Raw genomic sequence first — 3,973 nt, 5'->3', positions numbered from 1 at the left:
AATAATACATTCCCAATATTCTTTATTAGCTACATCTTTCCCTTTAGAGTTCTTCCAATCATTCATAATCCATTTAGTCCACCATTTATCTTTAAAACAATTACATATATATGCTGAGTCTGTATGAATTTTAATTGAGTATTCTTCTAACATCTCAAAAGGGATTGAGCCTAATGCTTTGATAACTGAGGTCATTTCCATTTGTTGATTTGTAAAACCTTCTACTGCTCCTTTGTTCGTAATAGGTGCTTCTGAATCATCTCCTATATATCCTACATATGCCCATCCAGAAATATTTGTTGAAGACCTTGCTCCCCCGTCTGTCCACACATTGATTACCTTATTCATAACTGTATTCTCTCCTTGTATAATTTAGTAAAAACTTCTGTTCCTCTATCAGTGGGAGATTCCTTTTCGTTTAACAATCCTTTCATGTCCCACATTACACTGACATTAAAATAGGGCTTTAGTTTATTTGCAACTGTTTCCTCTATTTTTTGAGCATAATATCTCTCCAAAGGGTCTCCTATTTTCTCATACTCTTTGTCAAATCCTATGATAACCTCTTCTATTTCTAAATTACTAATCAAATCTAATTGCTTATCTGAGAAAGATGACCCAGAGACACATACTCCTATTCCACTTCCGTGATAAATTGTGTCTAATTGCATTACTGATTTCTCAGATTCAAATATTATTAATTTTTTCATCCTCTTAATATTCTCTAAATTCTCATACAATCCATAAAGATTTGCTCCAGTAGGGTGATTGTACATAATGCCGTTCCTAATTACTGGCATGTATTTTTTGCCTTGGGATACAAGGTCTGGATTAAGATTTCTTCCTCTTATTCCTACTAATCCTCCATCTTTATTGTAATGAGGTATAATAATTTGTTGATTACCTACTGATAATTTAATATTAAATTTTCTCATTGTACTAGGATATATTCCATCTCTAACCCATGATATGTGGTAACTATCATCATATACATTCAATAGTTTTTCATCAATAGTTGCTATATCTTCATATGATACTGTCTTATTGAATTTATTAAAGAATGATAAATCTGCAACATCGTTGTAATTATATCCATTAAACTCGTTACTTGTGTAGCCAAAGTAATCCTTAACATATTTAAATGCTTCTGAAAACTCTATTCCTTTAACCTTTTCTACTAAAGAGAACAGATCAAATGTCCCACATGAATCAGTATAACAATGAAACATCTGACTGTCAATATAATATTCATTCTTATGCTTATGCCCTCCATGGCATATAGTTCTACAAATGATTTTGCTTTTCTCTAAATAAGGTTCTGCACCTAGGTCTGTAAGGATTGCTAATAAATCGTTTTCTGATAACTGTTGTTTAAGCTGAGTAGCATCCAAATTGAACCCTCCTTATTTAGAAATCAATATCATCAGGTTGGTCCTGATGTACATCTATGTCGCCAAATACTTTCGTATTCTCACCCTCAGCATATTGTTCTTCTTGTTTTAGTTCTTTCTCTGTACGTCCTTCTTTGAACTCAAAGTGCAAGTCATCAATATCTTCCACAATATTATAGTCATAATCTGTAACAAACAATACTTCTTCTCTAACAGTTGAGAAGTTTAAGTAACTCCATATAATTAAATCTGTTTGACCAGCTCTGTTTTTATATAACCAGCGTGTAAAGTTAGGCTCCTTACCAAAGCCATTTTCTTCTATAATTTCTCTTACCTTATCTCTATCTTTGTCATGTGCTCTAAATAGCAGCATACCTGCATCAATCTTATCGGCTACTGCACTTGAACCACGTAATGCGTTTGAGTTACGTTGAGTTTCATCTGTTATCCCTTGTCTATTTAACTGTGTACTTGATTCAATAAAGACCTCATATCTTTCTGCTAAAGTTTTCAATGAGCTTGATAAGAATAATAACACTTGGTCTTCACGTTGAACTGAACCAAACATTTCATTGATTGTTCTTTGTAATTTAGGAACGTTCTGAATATAGTCAAAAGCTATATATTGTACATCGAAATCTAAAATATGTCTTTCAATAATTTCTTCAATATCTCCCACACTAAAATCTGGAATATGAACTAAATAGAATGGAGATGCTTTTAATATTTCTCCTGCTTCTATCAATATATCCTCTTGTTCTTTTTTGAACAGTCCATCTTGAATAACTCTACGAGGAATACCTGTCATATTAGCTAATACAATAGTAGTTAATTCATCTTCATCTAACTCAGTAGAAATGAATAAACTTGGTAATGACACTCCGTTGTATTTCCATTCTCCATTCTCATAATACTTAGAGACAGCATTTTTAGTCATGTCTGCTATGGACAGTGAAGTTTTCATAGTACCAGTACCACCTGAGCGTAAAATGAACTTACCTTTTCTCATACCTCTTAACAGGTAGTTTTCAAATCCATTTGAGAAAGGAGCTCCATACTCAACACCTTTTTTAAATCTAGCTAATAAATCTTGAACATTTTCACCTGCTCTAAATTGTTTACTGTTTGTTTCTATGTTATAACTATCTTTAATTTGCAAGTTCTTCAATGTAAAATATTCAAAAATATCTTTCATTTCTTTCTTGTCTAATTCTTGCAATGACTTTTCTCTGTTTAAATAATCATCTGACTCCCAGTCATATAATTCTGACACATCAAAGCCTTTATTAACATATGCTCTAAGAATTGACATCTTCTTAACTCTATCATATGATTGCCAATAAGTTTCTTGGTTTGCATGTTCTAAACAATTTTGTAAATACTCAAAGCCTTTTTGGTCATTCCATATTTTATATTGAGTTGGGTAAGCACTTAGATAGTTGTCTACATCTACAGCAGTAATATTAGATACATTATCACCACTTGCATTATACACTATATTGTTGATTGCTTTAAATACAGTTTGATGTAGTGACTGCATAAAGTCCTCTGGTTTTAACTGTGTTTTACTATCTTTTAGTAATTCAGTGTCTTGGCAAATAGAGCCTATTACGTTATAGACTGCTCTAATTGGGTTTAAGTTAGTCATATTCTTTTGTTCCATTATTCATTCTCCTCATTCATATCATATAGTTTATTTTTCTTATAGTTATTATTATAATACACATTACTATCAATTGCAATAGTTCTTGATAAATTCTTTTTGCCTTTGTTCTTTTCTTTTTGTCTTTTCTTTTCAGCATAATATTGAAGCATTTCATTATAATAGTTACCTAATGTCATTATACCATACTTCATGTCAGGCATATTGAAATTCTTTTTGATTGTGTAACAATAGTGAATTAAAGCATAAATTCTTTTATAAGTTAATCCGTTAGCTATAAAGTCATTTATATGTTTCTTTATCAACGGAGTAACAAAAGGAGTCTTGTACACCTCGCATATATAACTGTACAGTTTGTCTCTTTGTCTTCTGTTCTCCATTTCTTTTGCGTAACACTCTGGGCAGTAGTTTTTCCCCGAAATCTTTGTCATTATGTTTGAAGGATGTTTGACATTCGCAACCTCACAATCTTTTCCATAGCACTTAACCATTCTTTCTGCCATTTGTATCTCTCCTTAATAAATATCTTATATATACTATAACATATAATAAGCACTCTGTCAACATAAAAAAAGACTAGAACTTAATCTAGTCTTCAAATATTTTTTATACCTAATGCAATCAAGAATATAAAACCAACTATTCCAACGCTAACCCAAAAGCTGACAGTTAACCCTAATCCTATCAACACATAATTTAATATAATAGCTGGAATAAAAATCATTATACTTACTAGTAACACTAATATTAATACTCCTAACACCATAGCTCCTGCATTTCCAACAAATTTACCCATCTCTTTTTAGCTCCTTATTTACTTTTTCTACTTTTTCTCGTATCTTTTCTACATTTTCTTGTATTTCTATAGCTGCTTTCTTTATCTCTTTGTCCTTTTTATAAGTTTCATGTTGCATGTTCT

The 3,973-nt window shown here is 31.3% G+C and carries 5 protein-coding genes; all 5 read right to left on the bottom strand.

Going from position 1 to position 3,973, the window contains the following annotated elements; translation table 11 throughout:
- Positions 1 to 348: RNase H family protein (locus tag K8V80_RS05840; RefSeq protein WP_276776040.1), on the bottom strand; the 348-nt coding region annotated here is incomplete at its 3' end.
- Complete coding sequence (locus K8V80_RS05835; RefSeq protein WP_276776038.1) at positions 345 to 1,391, bottom strand: hypothetical protein; 1,047 nt, start codon at positions 1,389 to 1,391, stop codon at positions 345 to 347. The genes K8V80_RS05840 and K8V80_RS05835, both read right to left, overlap by 4 nt.
- 16 nt (positions 1,392 to 1,407) lie before the next feature.
- Complete coding sequence (locus tag K8V80_RS05830) at positions 1,408 to 3,039, bottom strand: DnaB-like helicase C-terminal domain-containing protein (protein ID WP_276776036.1); 1,632 nt, start codon at positions 3,037 to 3,039, stop codon at positions 1,408 to 1,410.
- A 14-nt stretch (positions 3,040 to 3,053) separates the two neighbouring features.
- A complete protein-coding gene (locus K8V80_RS05825; protein WP_276776035.1) occupies positions 3,054 to 3,557 on the bottom strand; it encodes a hypothetical protein in 504 nt (167 codons plus the stop codon).
- Between the two features lie 92 nt (positions 3,558 to 3,649).
- The gene (locus tag K8V80_RS05820) at positions 3,650 to 3,850 is read right to left on the bottom strand and encodes a hypothetical protein (protein WP_276776033.1); all 201 of its coding nucleotides are present in this window, start codon (positions 3,848 to 3,850) and stop codon (positions 3,650 to 3,652) included.
- Positions 3,851 to 3,973 lie beyond the last annotated feature (123 nt).

It is taken from the genome of Bacteroides coprosuis (genome assembly GCF_020741705.1).
GTDB classification, from domain to species: Bacteria; Bacteroidota; Bacteroidia; order Bacteroidales; family Bacteroidaceae; genus Bacteroides_E; species Bacteroides_E coprosuis.
The sequence above is the reverse complement of the archived record's forward strand: the minus strand, read 5'-3'. Positions and strand labels throughout refer to the sequence as shown.

What these genes read in the sequence shown, in the direction of transcription:
- K8V80_RS05830 (WP_276776036.1), bottom strand. Translation starts at nt 3,039, where the DNA reads ATGACTAACTTAAACCCAATTAGAGCAGTCTATAACGTAATAGGCTCT.
- K8V80_RS05825 (WP_276776035.1), bottom strand. Translation starts at nt 3,557, where the DNA reads ATGGCAGAAAGAATGGTTAAGTGCTATGGAAAAGATTGTGAGGTTGCG.
- K8V80_RS05820 (WP_276776033.1), bottom strand. Translation starts at nt 3,850, where the DNA reads ATGGGTAAATTTGTTGGAAATGCAGGAGCTATGGTGTTAGGAGTATTA.